Origin of the sequence: Pseudonocardia oroxyli (assembly GCF_900102195.1) — a bacterium.
Classification (GTDB): domain Bacteria; phylum Actinomycetota; class Actinomycetes; order Mycobacteriales; family Pseudonocardiaceae; genus Pseudonocardia; species Pseudonocardia oroxyli.
On the sequence record NZ_FNBE01000015.1, the window covers coordinates 83,877 to 98,556 of the forward strand.

Annotated in this window: 12 protein-coding genes; 7 read left to right on the forward strand and 5 right to left on the reverse strand. The window is 75.3% G+C overall.

Translation table 11 applies throughout. The features are described from left to right. Nucleotides 1-31 precede the first annotated feature (31 nt). The 5 genes from BLS43_RS21605 (at nucleotide 32) to BLS43_RS21625 (ending at nucleotide 7,316) form a co-directional block, all read left to right on the forward strand. Entirely contained in the window at nucleotides 32-610 is a 579-nt protein-coding gene (locus tag BLS43_RS21605) for a DUF1275 family protein (RefSeq protein ID WP_093088119.1), read from the forward strand. Then, a complete protein-coding gene (locus BLS43_RS21610) occupies nucleotides 607-3,342 on the forward strand; it encodes an AfsR/SARP family transcriptional regulator (protein ID WP_093088122.1) in 2,736 nt (911 codons plus the stop codon). Before BLS43_RS21605 ends, BLS43_RS21610 begins: the two co-directional genes overlap by 4 nt. A 120-nt stretch (nucleotides 3,343-3,462) precedes the next feature. Beyond that, nucleotides 3,463-4,206: a peptidoglycan-binding domain-containing protein gene (locus BLS43_RS21615; protein ID WP_093088125.1), complete on the forward strand. Its 744-nt coding sequence runs from the start codon at nucleotides 3,463-3,465 to the stop codon at nucleotides 4,204-4,206. Nucleotides 4,207-4,418: 212 nt separating this feature from the next. Next, on the forward strand, nucleotides 4,419-5,897 hold the full coding sequence (locus BLS43_RS21620; RefSeq protein ID WP_093088128.1) for an amino acid permease: 1,479 nt from the start codon (nucleotides 4,419-4,421) through the stop codon (nucleotides 5,895-5,897). Nucleotides 5,898-5,906: 9 nt separating this feature from the next. Continuing rightward, nucleotides 5,907-7,316, forward strand: a complete 1,410-nt coding sequence (locus BLS43_RS21625) for a putative nucleotidyltransferase substrate binding domain-containing protein (protein ID WP_218129935.1) — start codon at nucleotides 5,907-5,909, stop codon at nucleotides 7,314-7,316. Here BLS43_RS21625 and msrA read toward each other — a convergent pair. The 4 genes from msrA to BLS43_RS21645 form a co-directional block, all read right to left on the reverse strand. Further along, complete coding sequence (gene msrA / locus BLS43_RS21630; RefSeq protein WP_093088131.1) at nucleotides 7,307-7,819, reverse strand: peptide-methionine (S)-S-oxide reductase MsrA; 513 nt, start codon at nucleotides 7,817-7,819, stop codon at nucleotides 7,307-7,309. The genes BLS43_RS21625 and msrA overlap by 10 nt on opposite strands. A gap of 69 nt (nucleotides 7,820-7,888) precedes the next feature. Continuing rightward, nucleotides 7,889-8,239, reverse strand: a complete 351-nt coding sequence (locus BLS43_RS21635; RefSeq protein WP_237192215.1) for an STAS domain-containing protein — start codon at nucleotides 8,237-8,239, stop codon at nucleotides 7,889-7,891. Next, a complete protein-coding gene (locus tag BLS43_RS21640; RefSeq protein WP_093088134.1) occupies nucleotides 8,236-9,306 on the reverse strand; it encodes a cobalamin B12-binding domain-containing protein in 1,071 nt (356 codons plus the stop codon). Before BLS43_RS21640 ends, BLS43_RS21635 begins: the two co-directional genes overlap by 4 nt. Further along, nucleotides 9,303-10,898, reverse strand: a complete 1,596-nt coding sequence (locus BLS43_RS21645; protein ID WP_245707659.1) for a PP2C family protein-serine/threonine phosphatase — start codon at nucleotides 10,896-10,898, stop codon at nucleotides 9,303-9,305. Before BLS43_RS21645 ends, BLS43_RS21640 begins: the two co-directional genes overlap by 4 nt. 170 nt (nucleotides 10,899-11,068) lie before the next feature. Between BLS43_RS21645 and BLS43_RS21650 the strand changes: the two genes are divergently transcribed. Continuing rightward, nucleotides 11,069-12,094: an LLM class flavin-dependent oxidoreductase gene (locus BLS43_RS21650; protein ID WP_245707680.1), complete on the forward strand. Its 1,026-nt coding sequence runs from the start codon at nucleotides 11,069-11,071 to the stop codon at nucleotides 12,092-12,094. Between the two features lie 81 nt (nucleotides 12,095-12,175). Here BLS43_RS21650 and BLS43_RS21655 read toward each other — a convergent pair whose 3' ends face one another. Then, complete coding sequence (locus tag BLS43_RS21655; protein ID WP_093088140.1) at nucleotides 12,176-13,081, reverse strand: NADP-dependent oxidoreductase; 906 nt, start codon at nucleotides 13,079-13,081, stop codon at nucleotides 12,176-12,178. A 77-nt stretch (nucleotides 13,082-13,158) separates the two neighbouring features. On the opposite strand from BLS43_RS21655, the gene BLS43_RS21660 reads away from it, so the two are divergent. Then, entirely contained in the window at nucleotides 13,159-14,652 is a 1,494-nt protein-coding gene (locus BLS43_RS21660; RefSeq protein ID WP_245707660.1) for a molybdopterin-dependent oxidoreductase, read from the forward strand. Nucleotides 14,653-14,680: the final 28 nt, after the last annotated feature.

A 14,680-nucleotide genomic window follows, 5' to 3' on the forward strand; every position in this document is an offset into this window, starting at 1 on the left:
CGTCCCGGGGCGGTCGCGCTAGCGTTCCCGGGTGAGGGCATGGGCGGGGACGCTGCTGGCCTGCGCGGCGGGCGCGGTCAACCTGGTGGCGCTGACGGCGCTCGGCGGGGCGTTCGCCGGGATCGTGACGGGCAACCTGGTCACCGCGGGCGACGCGCTGACCGGCCACGACCCCGCCCGGCTGGTGCCGATCGGGATCGCCGTAGGCGGCTTCACCCTCGGTGCGCTGCTGTGGGCCGCGAGCCCACGCGCGGCGCTCGCCCTCCCCCTGGTCGCCGAGCTGGTCCTGCTGGTCGCCGCCGTCCCGTTCCAGCTGGCGGGCGTCGAGCCCGTCGTCTTGGCGCTGCTCGCCGCCGCGCTCGGCGGGCAGAGCGTCGTGGGGCTGCGGCTGCACGCCTCGACCACCTACATGACCGGCGCCCTGACCACGGCCGCGCACGCCGCCGTGGCCGAGCGGGACGGCCGGGCCGCCGTGGCAGCGCTGCGGCAGCTGCTCGCGCTCGTCGTCGGCGCCGTCGCGGCCGCGCTGCTCCCGACCGCCGTCGCGCTGGGGGTGCCGATCGTGCTGGTCGCGGCCGCCGCGGTGCTGCTGCGAGGATCACCGGCATGACACTGCGCTACCGGGATCTCGGGGAGATCGCCGTCGAGCGCGACGGGGTGCCGGTACCGGTCGCGGGCGGCAAGCTGCGCACCGTCCTCGGGATGCTGTTGGTCCACCCGAACCGCCCGGTCAGCCCGGACGCCCTGGTGGAGGCCCTCTGGTCGGACGCCGCGCCCGCCGGCGCGCAGTCCACCCTGGAGTCCCACGTCTTCCGGCTGCGCAAGGCCCTGGAGCCGGACCGCGTCCGCGGCGCCGCCTCGCAGGTCCTCGCCCACGATCCCGCGGGATATCGGCTGCTCACCGCCTCGGCGGAGGTCGACTCGCTGCGGTTCGCGCGCCTCGCCCGCGAGGCGGACGACCTGCTCACCGCGGGCCGCTCCGCGCTGCTGGTCACGGCGGAGGCACTGGGTCTGTGGCGGGGCCGCCCCTTCGGCGAGCTGGCCGACGAGCCCTGGGCGGAGGCGGCGGTCGCCCGGCTGACCGAGCTGCACGGCCAGGTCCGCGAACGTCACGTCGACGCCCTGCTCGCCGAGGGCGACCCGGAGGCCGCCCTGCTCGAGCTGGAGTCCGCCCTGCGCGACCACCCGCTCAGCGAGCGCCTCTGGGCCCAACGGATGCTCGCCGACCACCGCGCGGGCCGCCCGGACCGCGCGCTGGCCGACTTCACCCGGGCCCGGGCCCTCCTGCTCGACGAGCTGGGCGTCGAGCCCGGCCGCGAGCTGCGGGACCTGCACGCCCGCCTGCTGGCCGAGGACCCCACGCTGGCCGGGCCGCGCCGGGTCGCCGCCCCGACGGTCGACGTGCGCCTGCCACCCCGGCGCACCCTGCTCGGCCGGGACGCCGAGCTCGACCGGCTCACCGCACTCGTCGCCGAGTCCGCGCTGGTCACGGTCGTGGGCCCGGCGGGGTGCGGAAAGACCGGGCTGGCGGTGGAGGTCGCGCGGGCCGCCGCGCCCGCGTTCCCCGACGGCGTCCGGTTCGTGGACCTGACCGCCGCCCGCGCCCCCGAACAGGTCCTCGACGCGGTCCGCGCCGCCGTCGGGCTGGCCGTGCCCGCCACCGACGCCGTCCGCGCGCACCTGCTGGGCCTGCGGATGCTCCTGGTCCTCGACAACTGCGAGCAGGTCCTCGACGCCGCGGCCGACCTCGCGGAGACCCTGCTCGCCGACGGCGCCGCCACGACCCTGCTCGCCACCAGCCGCGAAGCGCTCGACATGCCGGGCGAGGCCGTGGTCGCCCTCGCGCCGCTGCCCCTGCCGGACCCCGACGACCCGGAGGTCGCCGCCGCGCCCGCGGTCCGCCTGTTCGCCGAGCGGGCCCGGGTCGCCGACTCCGGCCGCACCCCCGACTCCGCCGAGGTGATCGCCCGGATCTGCCGGGCCGTCGACGGCCTGCCGCTGGCCATCGAGCTCGCCGCCGCCCGCACGCGCGCGTTCGCGCTGCCGGAGATCCTGGACCAGGTCACGACCGACCCGAGCGGCCTCGCGGCCGTCGGGCGGGCCCACCGCGGCGACCACCACCGCACGCTGCGGGAGGCGGTCGCGCAGAGCGTCGCGCTGCTCGGACCGGACGAGGCGGCCCTGCACGCCGCCGTGTCGGTCGTGCCGGGCCCGTTCACGGTCGGCGTCGCGGGCGCGCTCGCCGGGCTGCCCGCCGACCGGGCCGAGGACGCCGTCGCGGGGCTCGTGCACCGCTCGCTGCTGAGCCCGCTGGGGCCGCTGCGGGTCGGCGGGCCCTCCCGGTTCGCGCAGCTCGCGACGGTGCGCGGGCACGCCACGCACGTCAGCGCCGACCCGGACGCCCTGCACCTGCGCCGCGACCGGTGGGTCGCCCGGCTCGCCGCGGAGCTCCCCCGGCTCGGCTCCCCCGCCGAGACCGCCTGGTTCGCCCGGCTCGACGACGACCTCGCGGCCCTGCGGGCCACCCTCGTCCACACCCTGGTGGACCGGCCCTCGGCGGTCGGGGTCGCCGTCGTCGGGCGGGTGGCGCAGTACCTCTACCACCGCGGACTGTCCCTGGAGGCGCGGCACCGGCTGGAGCGGGCGGTCGCGCTGGAGCTCGGCGAGCCGCTCGACCGGGCGCTCGCGCTGCTCGGCCTGGCCGGGTTCCGCGGGCTCGCAGGTGACGGCTCCCCCGACCTGGTCGCGGCGGCCGTGCGCGCCGTGGAGCCCGGGTCCGGGGCGCCCGAGCTGGTCGACCGGCTCGCCGTGGTCGCCGGGACGCTCGCCGCGGGGATCGGCGCCGCCGCCGTCGCACCGGCGCTGGCCGCGCTGCGCACCGTCGCCGCACCGGACGCGCTGCCGCTCGCCGTCGCGGCGCTGCTCGCCGGCGAGACCCCGGGCTCCGCCGCCGAGGTCTTCGCCCGCGGCGCGGCCGTCGACGACCACTTCACCTGCTGGGTCGCCGCCGTCGTCGCCGCGGCCGACGCCCTGCGTGCCGGGCGGACCGACGAGGGCCTGCGCTGGACCGAGCGGCTGCTCGAGGCCCACCGGGCCCACGGCGTGGTCGAGGCGCCGTTCCTGCTGGAGCTGCGGGCGGGCCTGACCGCGCAGGCGGGCCGGGCACGGGAGGCCGTCACCCTCTTCGGCGCCGCGCACGCCCACCTCACCCGGGCCGGGATCGGCTGGCCGCACACCGACTGGGCGCCCCCGCTGCTCGCGGCGGCGCGCGCCGCCCTGCCCGAGGGCGCGGCCGACGCGGCCTGGGCCACCGGCACCCGCATGCGCCTCACCGACCTCTGACCAGCGCGTTTCAGCGGGATTCCGCGGCCCGGCCCCCACGTTGGACCGGCGTTGGATCGGCCGGGCGCAGAGTCGGTCTCAGCCCGGAGGGACCGGGCGGACAGACCGGGGAGGCTCCCGATGAGCACCGACACCACCACCACCCGCACCACCACCGGCGGCGAGGACGAGCAGCCCCGCGGCCCCCGGTACGGCTCGCCCTACCGCTCCGCCACCGCCCGGACCCCCTACGCGCCGCGGTACGACGCCCAGTACGACGACGACCGCTACGACGACGCCCGCTACGACACCCACGAGGGTGGTCCCGCCTACGCGGGGCCCGAGTACGCCGGACGGCAGCCCGCGGGGTCGGGGCACCGGCCGGGGCCCGGAGCCACCGCCGGGCAGAAGGGCGGCCGCGGCAAGACGGTCGCGATCACGGTCGGTTCGGTGCTGGCCGCGGCGGGCCTGACGGCGGGCCTCGTGGCGGGGCTGGGCGGTCTCTGGAGCAGCACCGCCGCCCCCACCGCCGACCCCGGCACCTCCATCGTCAACGTCGTGCCCGGCGCCCACAGCGGGGGCCACGCGATCGTCCCCGCGGGCGGCGGATCGAACGGCAACGGGGGCGGCGGGCACGTCACACCGCCGACGCCGCCCACCCCGCCGGTCAAGCCCTCGCAGGCCGTCGAGACCCTGCAGCAGGAGCTCGGGCAGCTCAACTACTACGAGGGCCCCGACACCGGGATCATGAACGCCCAGACCACCCAGGCCATCACCTACCTGCAGCGAGACGCCCACCTGCCCCAGACCGGCACGATGAACGCCGCCACCCAGGCCGCCCTGACCCAGATGCTGGCCACCGGCAACAACCACATGGGCGGCTGAGCAGGTCCCCCCGCCACCGCCACACGAGCCCGCGCCACCCGGACCACCGGGGACGCGGGCTCGGCGCGTTCCCGGCCCCGGAGACGGACCGTCACGCGATCGTCACACGTCCACAGAGCGCCGCGGCGTGATCCGGCTTATCTTCCGTTGCACGGCGAGACGACTGCACGGCGAGACGACCACGAGGCTCACCACGCACGGAGGGGGACCGCATGACCGACACGCTGGACCAGAGCAGCGGACTGCACGCGGAGAACGAGGGCTATCAGCAGTCCCTGGGCCGCCGCCAGGTGCAGATGATCGCGATCGGCGGCGCCATCGGGACCGGCCTGTTCCTCGGCACGGGATCCCGGCTGCAGAGCACCGGACCCGCGCTCGTGCTGAGCTACGCGTTCGTCGGCCTGGTCGCCTACTTCCTGATGCGGGCGTTGGGCGAGCTGGTCCTGCACCGGCCGACGTCGGGTGCGTTCGTCTCCTACATGCGCGAGTTCTTCGGTGAGAAGGCCGCGTACGTGACCGGCTGGATGTACTGGCTGAACTGGGCGCTGACCGGGATCGCCGAGCTGTCCGCGGTCGGGGTGTACGTCAAGCACTGGCTGCCGGACATGCCGAGCTGGCTCACCGTGCTCATCGCGCTGGCCGTGGTGCTGGCGGTGAACCTGCTGTCCGCGAAGGCGTTCGGCGAGTTCGAGTTCTGGGCCTCGATCCTCAAGGTCGGGGCCATCGTGGTGTTCCTGGTGGTCGGCCTGGTCCTCGTGGTGGGGCGCTTCGACATCGGCGGGCACCGCGCCGGGTTCGACAACCTGTGGTCCAACCCGGGCGGGTTCTGGCCCGCCTCCGGCGACTACCACTGGTGGGGACCGATCCTCGTCATGTCCGGCGTCGTCTTCGCCTACGCGGCCATCGAGATGGTCGGGGTCGCCGCGGGCGAGATGTCCGACCCGAAGCGCGAGGTGCCCAAAGCGGTCAACTCGGTCATCTTCCGGATCGGCGTGTTCTACTGCGGCTCGCTGCTGCTGCTGGTCTCCATGCTGCCCACCGACCAGTACAACGGCGACACCAGCCCGTTCGTGCGGGTGTTCGGCGCGTTGGGCTGGAACTGGATGGGCGACGTCATCCAGGCGGTGCTCATCGTGGCGGCCATGTCGTCGCTGAACTCGGGCCTCTACTCGACCGGCCGCGTGCTGCGCAGCCTCGGCATGAGCAAGCAGGCGCCGCCCTTCACCACCCGGATGAGCGGGTCGGGCGTGCCGTGGGCGGGCATCATCATGACGTCCGTGGTCTACGTCTTCGGCGCCGTCCTCAACGCCGTGGACCCGGACGCCTTCGAGACCGCGCTCGAGGCCGCCGCGCTCGGCGTGATCTTCACCTGGGCGACGATCTTCCTGTGCCAGCTCCGGCTGCGCAGGCTCAGCGACAGCGGCGTCATCCCCGCCAGCCCGTTCCGGATGCCCGGCAGCCCGTGGACCAGCTACTTCGGGCTCGCGTTCCTGGCGTTCGTGATCGTCGGCATGGCGATCTCGGGCTGGCAGAGCTCGCCGGAGTTCTGGCACAAGACGAACTTCATCGTGGTGGTGTTCGGCATCCCGATCATCGCGGCGCTGCTGGTCGGCGGGTGGTTCATCGCGAAGCCGAAGGTGCTCGCGCACACCGGGGGCAGGATCGGGCCGGTCTGGGACACGAAGGGGTAGGTTCGTCCCGTGGACCCCGAGCCGCGGTTCCGGACGGTCGACGAGCTCGTCGTCAGCGATCCCGTGCTCGGCACCCCCGGCATGACGGTCGCCGAGGCCGCGGCGCTGATGACCGAGCGGCGCAAGGGCTACGTCGCCGTGCCCGCGGGCGCGGGCCGCTTCGGGGTGGTCACCGACCAGATCCTCCGCGAGCGCGTGCTCGCGGCGGGCAGGTCCGCGCAGACCCCGCTGTCCGAGATCATGGTGCCGGTGGCGCGCACGGTGCTCACCGGCACGCCCACGGCCGAGGTCCTGGAGGAGCTGCTCGAGCATCGGCTGCACTACCTGCTCGTCGTCGACCCGGAGGGCACCCTGCGCGGGGCGGTCGACCCGCAGGACTTCCTCGCCTCGCCCTCGGCCGCCGGGCTGCTGCTGCGTGCCCGGTTGGACCGGGCGGACGACCTCGACCAGGTCGCCGCGCTCGGCCACCGGCTGCCCGCCCTGCTCGCCGACCTCGCCCGGGAGCGCCGCGACCCGGCCGAGGTCACGGCGGTGTACGCCACGCTGATCGACGCGGTGCAGCGCCGGGTGCTCGCGCTGGTGCTGGGGGCCGACCCGGGCCTCGACCTCGCGGACCTGACCTGGCTCGTGCTCGGCTCCAACGCCCGCCGGGAGGCCGCGCCCAGCTCGGACATCGACTCCGCCGTGGTGTTCGCCGACTCGGTCACCCCGGAACGCGCCGTCTGCTACCGGCGGGCCTTCGTCCAGGTCAACGAGGCGCTCGCCGCGGCGGGTCTGACCGTGGACCGGCACGGCGCCACCCCGGTCAACCCGCGGTTCGCCCGCACCCGGTCCGAGTGGCGGGAGGCCGCCGAACAGTGGCTGGTCAGCCCGCTGGACGACCAGGGCATGCTCATGGCGTCCCTGCTGCTGGACGGCCGGGCGGTCGACGGGCACGCCGAACCCGTCGTGCAGGAGGTCTTCGCCGGGGTCCGGGAGCACCCGCACACCCTGCGGCTGCTGATCCGCGAGTCACTCACCAACCGGGCGCAGCTGCGCCGCATCGGGACGGTGGACATCAAGGCCCACGCCCTGCGCCCGATCGTCGAGATCGCCCGCTGGGCGGCGCTGTCGGTGCACTCGCCCGCCCTGTCGACCCGCGCGCGGCTCACCGCCGCGAGCGGGTCGATGCTGATGCCGACGGAGCAGGCCGACACCCTCACCGAGGTGTTCGAGGTGCTCCAGCGGCTGCGGCTGCGCATCCAGCTGCAGCAGCGGGACCGGGGCGAGCCCGCGTCGGACGTGGTCCGCGTGCGGTCACTCGCCCCGCTCGACCGCAGCCTGCTGGCGCAGGCCGTACGGGAGATCGCCGGGGTGCAGAAGCGCCTCGGCAACCTCCTCGCCTACACCTCCGCGGAGGAGTGGACGACTCAGGCCTGAGCGCCCGCCCGCCTCGGCAGCACCCAGTTCGGGCGCGGGAAGTGGCAGGTGTAGCCCCACGGCATGCGCTCCAGGTAGTCCTGGTGCTCGGGCTCGGCCTCCCAGAAGTCCCCGGCGGGCTCCACCTCGGTGACGACCTTGCCGGGCCACAGCCCGGACGCCTCGACGTCCGCGATCGTGTCCTCGGCGACGCGCTTCTGCTCGTCGTCGACGTAGTAGATCGCCGACCGGTAGGACAGGCCGATGTCGTTGCCCTGCCGGTTCTTCGTGGTCGGGTCGTGGATCTGGAAGAAGAACTCCAGCAGCTCCCGGTAGCTCGTCACGGCGGGGTCGAACACGATCTCGATGCCCTCGGCGTGCGTGCCGTGGTTGCGGTAGGTGGCGTTCGGGACGTCTCCGCCCGTGTAGCCGACGCGGGTGGAGACCACGCCCGGCCGCTTGCGGATCAGGTCCTGCATGCCCCAGAAGCAGCCGCCCGCCAGGATCGCCTTCTCAGTGCTCATCTCTCTCCCTCGGCTCGACGGTACGTCCCCCTCAACACCGGGAGTCCGCCGTTGGTTCCCGGAGCGTCGCTAGCTCTGCGAGCGCGCCTGCGGCACCGCACCCGTGAGGAGCTCCGCGGTGCCGGTGATCGCGAGGAGCCGGTCGAGCCGGGCCGGGCGGTTGTCCAGCGCGAGATCCACGCCCGCGGCGGCCGTGCGGCGCCGGATCATCAGCAGCACGGCGAGCCCGTGGGAGTCGCAGAACACCAGCTCCGCGCAGTCCAGCACGATCCGTTCGGTGCCCGGGACCGCGGCCTCGGCGATCACCTCGGCGAGCAGCCGGTCGGCGGTGGCGTAGTCGAGGTCACCCGTCATCCCCACGGTGGCGTCCCCGTCCTCGGGATGCGACCAGGACAGGGTGAGTACGCCGGGCCCGGTCACGACGCCGCCGTCGCGGGCTCGAGCACCGCCGCCCGGCCGTGGTCCAGGATCCGCCGCGCGCGGGGGAAGTCCCGCAGCTCGCCGGCCAGCAGGTCCAGGGCGGGGACGAGGGTCCGGGCGGGCACGCCCCGCACGGACAGCACCCCGGCCGTCCAGCCGAGGAAGTCCGCGAACAGCGCGTCCGTGTCGACGTAGAGCGCGGTGGCCAGGAACTCGACGATGTGCGCGAGGTCCTCCGCGGTGCGTTCGCGCTGGTCCTCGGTGTAGGACCGCATCGCGGGCAGCCGGTCCTCCAGGCCCGCGTACACCGCCTTCACCAGCTCGCGCTGGGTGCGGGCGACCATCGTGTACTCCTGGTCGGCCAGGTGGGGCAGCCGGTCGGCGGGCTGGCCGGGCACCCCCGGCAGCCCGGGTGGGCCTGCGGCCAGCAGCCCGGCCGCGGTGCGGGCGTCGGGCGCCCAGGCCTGGGCCCCGAGCAGCCGCGCGTAGCGGCCGTCCACCCCGAACGCCGCCCCGCCCGCGATGACCGGCGTGCCGGTCGAGGCGCAGGCGTCGATGGTGGCGTGCGCCGCGGGCAGCCGGGTCGCCAGCGACCCCGAGAGCGCGACGGCGTCGGGGCCGGTCCGGTGCAGGTGCTCCACCAGGTGCGGGCTCGGCACCTGCGCGCCCAGGTACTCCACGGTGAACCCGCGCAGGACCAGGACCTCGGAGAGCAGCCGGGCGGGCAGCGCGTGCCACTCGCCGTCCACGCAGGCCACGGTGATCCGCCCGTGCTCGGGCTCGGTCCGGGGCGCGGCCAGCGCGACGGCCGTGACGGCGCGGTCGTTGACGGCGGTGGCGGTGTGCTCCTGGGCGACGTCGATCCGCGCGGCCGCCCACTCCTCGCCGACCCGGCGCTGCACGCCGCCGATCACGTCGAGCAGCACGGACTCGGCCGGGACCCCGTCGGCGAGGGCGCCCAGCACGACGTCGGCCGCGGTCCGGGTGTCCCCGGCCACCGCCGCCCGCCAGAGCTGCTCGACCCGGTCCTGCGACCCGGTCTCCTCGACGGAATCCGCTGCGGTCACGCGGTGTACCTCCCTGGTCCGTGCCCCCCGACGGCCGTGAGGTGCTGCCCGCGGGGCGCGGTGATGGCCAGCACGGCCATGTCGTCGGGCCGGGTGCGGCCCGCCCAGTCGCTCGCCAGCATCTGGATCCGCTCGACGAGTGCCTCCGCGGGCATCCCGGCACAGCCGGCGAGTGCCCGGCGCAGCCGCTCCTCGCCGAAGAACTCGGAGCCGAACGGGCCGCCGCGGGCCTCGGTGATCCCGTCGGTGTAGAGCAGGCAGGTGTCTCCGGGGCCGAGCACGATCTCGACCGAGGCCGCCTCCACCTCCGGCATCGCGCCGACGAGCGTGCCCTGCGTGTCGACCTCCTCGACCCGGCCGTTCGCCCGCACGACCAGCGGCGGGAGGTGCCCCGCGCTGGTCAGCCGCAGCCGGACGTCCGCGTGACGGCGGCTCACCGAGCCCAGCACCATGGTGGCGAAGCGGGTGTGCTCGGTGCTCAGCAGCGCGGTGTTCAGCAGGCGGAGCATCTGCAGGTGGTCGGCGGCCATCGGCAGCAACGCCTGCACGGTGCTGCGGATCCGGCCGGTCAGCACGGCGGCCTCCAGGCCCTTGCCGCACACGTCCCCGAGCACGACGAGCGACTCGCCGTCCTCGGTGTCCGCCGGGTGGACGTCGTAGAAGTCCCCGCCGACCCGGTCGGTGTCCGAGGCGGGCCGGTACCGCGCCGCGAGCTCCACGCCCGGCAGCTGGTGGAGCACCGGCGGCAGCAGCTCACGGGTCAGCGTGTCGGTCACGCTCGCCTGCTGGGCGAACATCCGTGCCGCCGAGAGCGCCACGCCCACGCGGGCCGCGAACAGCCGGGCGATCTCCTCCTCGGCCGCGGAGAACCGCGGGCTCGACGGCTTGCGCAGCAGGATGAGCGCGCCGGCCGCCACGGCGTGACCGGGCAGCGGGGTGATGACGACGGAGCCGATCGGGCCGAAGCCCTCCGGCGCGAGCCACCCGGGCACCCCGCTCGGGTCGAGCCAGCGGCTGGGCACGGGCGGGAAGCCGAGCAGCGCCTCCTCCAGGCCCAGGACCTCCTCCGGGGGGTGGTCGAGGGTGGAGTGCCGCAAACCCTCCGGCGTCGCGACGACGACGGGGCGGGGACCGCCGGGACCCACCACCCAGGCCGCGTCCGCGAGATGGCGCAGGGCGAGCCGGGCGGCGATGTCCATGCAGCGCTGCAGGTTCAGCGAGCCGAGCAGCTCGTCGGAGGCCTCGGTCAGGAACGCGGTGCGCTCCCGGGCCAGTCCCAGCTCGGAGCGGGCGTCCTCGGCGTCGGTGTCGTCGAGGAGCCACCAGCAGGTGGCGTCCGAGAGCCGGACGGGCCGGGCCTGGTAGCGCCGGTCGTCGAGCTCGCCGGACGCGGGGCCGGTCGCGCACAGCCAGGCGGGCGCGGCGTCGGCCAGGAGCGCGCCCGGGAGGACGCTCGGCAGCAGCTCGCGGGACAACGCGTTGGCCGCGGAGACGACTCCGGCGTCGTCGACCACGAACGACGCGACGGCCGCAGCGTGCCACGGCGTCTCGTCCCCGACGAGAAGCTGCTGGTCACGGTGGAGAGATGTCACGGGTTCGGGCTCGTGGGGTGAGCCCTCGCCACCTTCCTGCGTCATGCGGCGCGCGGCCGCTCTCGGCTCTCGGGGCGAGCACGTGGTCTGAACTCGTGCGACCACCGTACTCGGTCGGCGTCCCGGCCGACACCGGGAAGCAGCGCGCGGGCCGCGGTGTTGCAGCCGACGTGCTGCAGAAGCTCGGTTTCCTCACCATCGGCCTGTTCGACCGCGACGACCCCGCGGGCGGTCACGAGTCCACACTGCGCATGATCGAACTGGGCGAGCAGCTCGGGTTCGACAGCGCGTTCCTGCGCCACCGGCACCTCCAGTACGGGGTCTCGTCGCCGGTGGCGCTGCTGGGGGCGGCCTCGCAGCGCACGTCGCGGATCGAGCTGGGCACCGCCGTCACCCCCCTGGGCTGGGAGAACCCGCTGCGGCTGGCCGAGGACTTCGCGACGGTGGACCTGCTCTCCGGCGGCAGGCTCAACCCCGGCGTGAGCGTGGGCCCGCCCATGCGGTGGGAGGACGTGCGCGAGGCCCTCTACCCGGACACCGCCGACCAGGAGGACTTCAGCACCGAGCGGCTCACCCGCTTCCTGCGTGCGGTGGCGGGCGAGCAGGTCAGCGGCTTCTCCGGGACGGCCGGGTTCGAGACGTTCTCCGAGCGCGTCGAGCCGCACTCCCCCGGGCTGCGTGCCCGGCTCTGGTACGGCGCGGGCGGCCTGTCGTCCGCCCGCCGGGCGGGCGAGCTGGAGATGAACCTGCTGACCAGCAGCGTGGTCCGCGCCGAGCAGGCTCCGCCGAACGGCGTGTGGGACTTCGCCGCCATCCAGGCCGCCCAGATCGACGCGTACCGGGAGGTCCGGCCGGAGGGTCGCGTCTCCCAGGGCCTGGTCGTGATCCCCACCGACTCCGCCACCGCGGACCAGCGGGAGCGCTACCACGCCTACGTCGAGGCGCGCACGCCGCGCACGCGGGAGCCGCAGGGCCCCGGCATGCTCTTCGCCCCGGACCTGGTGGGGACGTCCGAGGAGATCGCCGAGCGGCTGGCGGCCCACGCCGGCTACCAGCGGGTGGAGGAGGTGGTCTTCGCGCTGCCCTTCACCTTCCGCCCGGACGACTACACCCAGATCCTGGGCGACATCGCGGGCGCCCTCGGCCCGCGCCTGGGCTGGACCCCGGCGCACGCCCGAGCCGCGGCGCAGGCCTGAGCCACGCGGCGCAGGCCCGAACTACGCGGCGCAGGCCCGAACTACGCGGCGCAGGCCCGAACTACGCGGCGCAGGCCCGAACTACGCGATACGCAGCACGACCTTGCCCTCGGCGTGCCCGTTCTCGACCTCGGCCAGGGCCCGTTCGGCCTGCTCCAGGGGCAGCACCTCGGTGACGTGCGGGTCCAGCCTGCCCGCCGCCACCTCGGTGGCCAGGGCGTCGAGGACGCGGGTGCTCCGGTCCCGCATCACGTCCCGGCCGCCCAGCTCCGCCGCGAGGCCCTTGTCCGCGATCGAACGCAGCCGGGAGCGGTCGGTGAGCAGCGTCGCCACGGCGCGCAGCGGGTCGCCGCCGACCAGGTCGAACACGGCGTCCACGCCGTCCGGCGCGACGGCCCGCACCCGGTCGAGCACGCCGTCGCCGTAGGCCACCGGGATCCCGCCGAAGCGTTCGACGAGCGCGTGCTTGCGCGGGCTCGCGACCCCCACCACCCGCAGCCCCGCCGCCCGGGCGAGCTGCAGGGTGGGCACGCCGACCCCGCCACCCGCCCCGTTGACCAGCAGCGTCGACCCGGCGGGGAGCGCGAGACCCTCCAGCGCGTCGAACGCCGTGCCCGCCGCCACCGGCAGCGCGGCCGCGTCCTCGGGGCGCACGGACGCGGGCCGGTGCGCGGCGAACCCCGCGGTCACGATCGCCTCCTCGGCCCAGCCCCCGACCATGCCCGGGCAGCCGCCGAACACCTCGTCGGCCGTCCCGAAGCCCGTGACGCCCGGCCCCACCGCGGTGACGGTCCCGGCCACCTCCCGACCCAGCACGGCCGGCGGGACCGTGCCGTAGGCGCCCTCGCGCAACCGCCAGTCCCCCGGGTTCACCCCGGCCGCGCGCACCCGGACCCGCAGCTCCCCGGGCCCCGGCTCCGGTACCGCCACGTCCAGGAAGGTCTGGGTCTCCGGGCCGCCGGTCCGGGTGAAGCCGTACGCACGCATGCCCCGATCATCCCGCACGACCGGGTGCCCCCCGCCCACCGGCCGAACCGGATCGGCCGGACGCGCGAACACCTCTCGTGTCCACCAACCGCGCCGTCGCCGCCGCAACCGGGATCGTGTCGGTCCTCGCCGCGATCTCCTCAGGGCAGCTCGTCGCCGCTCTGATCGCGCCCGGATCGTCGCCTTTCCTGGCGGTCGGGGACACCGTGATCCGGTTTTCGCCGCAGTTCCTCACCGAATTCGCGAAAACGACCTTCGGCACGGCCGACAAGCCGGTCCTGCTCACCGGGATGGCCGTGGTGATCCTCCTCCTCGCCGCCGTGGCGGGGCTGCTGCGGCGCGGGGTCGTGCTGATCGTCGCGCTCGGCCTCGCCGGGATCGCGGCCGTGGTCGGGGCCCCCACGTTCGGACCGGTCGATCTCGTGGCGCCCGTGGTGGCGCTGCTCGTCGGGGTGGCGGTGTTCGTGGGGTTCCGCAGACCCGCCCGCCAGGACCACACCCGGCGCGCGGTGCTGCTGGGTGGGCTCGCGGCGGTGGCGGTGCTGTCGGTCGCGGCCGGGGCGGGCAGCCTGCTGGTCGGCGGCGGGTACGCCGAGTCCCGCGACCGGGTCACCCGGCGGCTGGCCGCGGCGCTGCGCACCGAGCGGGCGCCGGCGATCCCGGCGGGCGCGGACTTCGCCGCGGCGGGCACGCCCACGTTCGTGACCCCCAACGCGGACTTCTACCGGATCGACGTCGCGCTGCGGGTCCCCGAGGTGCGCGCCGAGGACTGGAGCCTGCGCCTGCACGGCCTGGTCGAGCGTGAGCTCACGCTGACCTTCGACGACCTGCTCGCCCGGCCCCTCGTCGACCGCACCATCACGATGACCTGCGTGTCCAACCCGGTCGGCGGGGATCTCATCTCCACGGCCACCTTCACCGGGGTCGACCTGCGCAGCCTCCTGCTCGACGCCGGGGTGCGCCCGGGCGCGGACCAGATCTTCGCGACGAGCGTCGACGGCTGGACCGCGGGGACCCCCACGGACGTCGTGCTCGAACCCGACCGGGGGGCCCTGCTCGCCGTCGGGATGAACGGCGAGGCGCTCCCGCCGGAACACGGGTTCCCGGTGCGGATGGTCGTCCCCGGGCTCTACGGCTACGTGTCCGCGACCAAGTGGCTGGTCGACCTCGAACTGACCACGTTCGACGCCCGCCGGGCGTACTGGCTCGAACGCGGGTGGGCGCAGCGGGCCCCGATCAAGACCCAGTCCCGGATCGACGCCCCCCGCGGCTTCGCCACGGTGCCTGCGGGCCCGGTGCGCTGCGCGGGCATCGCCTGGTCCCAGCCCGTCGGGATCGGCCGCGTGGAGGTCCGGATGGACGGCGGTCCCTGGCGCGAGGCGACCCTCTCGACCGCGGTGAACGGGCGGACCTGGCGCATGTGGACCGCCGACTTCGACCTCCCAGCGGGCAGCCACACCGTCCAGGTGCGGGCGACCGACGCCGCCGGGAACGTCCAGACCGAACAGCGTGCCGACCCCATTCCCGACGGGGCCTCCGGCTGGCCCGCGACCATTTTCACGGTCGCCTGAGAAATCGATCGAACCGATCCGCACAACG

Bases quoted from the DNA above. Each gene is read 5' to 3' on its own strand.
- BLS43_RS21610 (WP_093088122.1), top strand. From the start codon at position 607: ATGACACTGCGCTACCGGGATCTCGGGGAGATCGCCGTCGAGCGCGAC.
- BLS43_RS21615 (WP_093088125.1), top strand. From the start codon at position 3,463: ATGAGCACCGACACCACCACCACCCGCACCACCACCGGCGGCGAGGAC.
- msrA (WP_093088131.1), bottom strand. From the start codon at position 7,819: ATGAGCACTGAGAAGGCGATCCTGGCGGGCGGCTGCTTCTGGGGCATG.
- BLS43_RS21620 (WP_093088128.1), top strand. From the start codon at position 4,419: ATGACCGACACGCTGGACCAGAGCAGCGGACTGCACGCGGAGAACGAG.
- BLS43_RS21655 (WP_093088140.1), bottom strand. From the start codon at position 13,081: ATGCGTGCGTACGGCTTCACCCGGACCGGCGGCCCGGAGACCCAGACC.